The sequence below is a fragment of the Streptomyces sp. WAC05292 genome, from assembly GCF_003949955.1.
Lineage (GTDB): Bacteria > Actinomycetota > Actinomycetes > Streptomycetales > Streptomycetaceae > Streptomyces > Streptomyces globosus.
Genome location: NZ_RPSE01000744.1, coordinates 1 through 1,204, shown reverse-complemented (window position 1 = coordinate 1,204; position 1,204 = coordinate 1). Strand labels below are relative to the sequence as shown.

Annotated in this window: 3 protein-coding genes; 1 reads left to right on the top strand and 2 read right to left on the bottom strand. The window is 77.6% G+C overall.

Annotation, left to right across the window (positions count from 1 at the left end):
- The first annotated feature begins 68 nt into the window (after window positions 1-68).
- Window positions 69-155 carry an SHOCT domain-containing protein gene (locus tag EF903_RS36235; protein ID WP_399422226.1) on the top strand — a complete coding sequence of 29 codons (87 nt, stop codon included), beginning with the start codon at window positions 69-71 and terminating at the stop codon, window positions 153-155.
- A gap of 39 nt (window positions 156-194) precedes the next feature.
- On the opposite strand, the gene EF903_RS32770 is transcribed toward EF903_RS36235, so the two are convergent.
- Together EF903_RS32770 and EF903_RS32765 are read right to left on the bottom strand one after the other, a co-directional pair.
- Complete coding sequence (locus tag EF903_RS32770) at window positions 195-584, bottom strand: hypothetical protein (protein WP_125548557.1); 390 nt, start codon at window positions 582-584, stop codon at window positions 195-197.
- Window positions 581-1,189: an RNA polymerase sigma factor gene (locus EF903_RS32765; RefSeq protein ID WP_125548558.1), complete on the bottom strand. Its 609-nt coding sequence runs from the start codon at window positions 1,187-1,189 to the stop codon at window positions 581-583. Before EF903_RS32765 ends, EF903_RS32770 begins: the two co-directional genes overlap by 4 nt.
- Window positions 1,190-1,204 lie beyond the last annotated feature (15 nt).

Below are 1,204 nucleotides of genomic sequence, written 5' to 3'. Positions count from 1 at the left end.
GGCCTTGGCCGCCGAGAACTCCTCCGGCGTCAGCAGGCCCCGCCGGGGGTTCCGACCTCGCGGCCTCGCTGGCCCAGCTGGCCGCCCTCGCCCGGGAGGGCCTGCTGACCCCGGAGGAGTTCTCGGCGGCCAAGGCCCGCCTCCTGAGCACCTGACGCCCTCCCCCCGGACAGGCGCGCCGTATCCCCGCCCGGTCAGGGCGCCGGGGAGGCGCGCACCGGCGGGCGGTCCGTGTGCGACCCGCTTGCCGGCTTGGTCCGTGTCTCCTCCGGCCCCCGCCCGCCGCTGCCCGGCGGGCTGCCCGAGTGGTCGGGCAGGCAGGCCGGCATGCGCGAGCCGGCCGCGCTACCGGGGGCGGCACCGGCGCCGGGCAGTGCCGCCAGGAGGGCGGCCGCCGTCGCGGTGACCGCCGCACCGGCGGCGAGCGGTGTCCGGAACCGCACCGCGGTGGCACGGAAGGAGACCTCGGCCCGCTCGGCGGCCTTCGCAGGGCGTTCCGCCGGTGTCCCGCCCGGTCCCTGCCGGGCGATGGCCACGAGTTCCGCCTTGAGGCGCGCCTCGAACGCTGTCGGCCGGCCGTTCATCCCGCCGCCTCCACTCGGTGTGCCGCAACCCGCTGGTGGTCGTTGCGCGTCGGCGCCGTGTGGCGCAGGGCGCGCCGGGCCCGGTGCAGTCGGACTCGGACTGTGGCCCGGGTGACTCCGAGGGCCGTCGCGGCCTCGGCCGGGTCGAGGCCGTCCACGACGACCAGGTCCAGAACGGCCCGCAGCGGTTCGGACAGGGCCGCGTGCCGCTCGGCCAACTCGCGGTAGGCGCGCTGTGCGTCGATCCGCTCCTCCAGCGCCGCCACGTCCTCGTCGTCCAGGAGTCGCCGCCCGCTGAGCCGTGCGACGGCGTCCCGCTCCCGGGCGTGGCCGCGGGCGTGGCTCGCGAGGACGTTGCGCGCGATCCCGTACAGCCAGGCTCGCGGTAAGCCCCTGTCGGCGCGGAACGACGGTGCGGCTTTCAGCGCCGCGAGGAAGATGTCCGCCGTGAGGTCCGCCGCCAGGTGCGGGTCCGCCACCCGGCGCGTGACGAACCCGAGCACCGCGTCCACATGCTCCTCGTAGAACTCCCCGAATCCCTCGGGGCTGGTGAGGTCGGGTGGCCCGACCCCCGCCCGGGCCGCCTCCCGCGCCCCGCCCCGCATGTGCTTCTCCCGCCC

Excerpts from the sequence above, each read along its gene's own strand:
- EF903_RS32765 (WP_125548558.1), bottom strand. The coding sequence starts at position 1,189 with ATGCGGGGCGGGGCGCGGGAGGCGGCCCGGGCGGGGGTCGGGCCACCC.
- EF903_RS32770 (WP_125548557.1), bottom strand. The coding sequence starts at position 584 with ATGAACGGCCGGCCGACAGCGTTCGAGGCGCGCCTCAAGGCGGAACTC.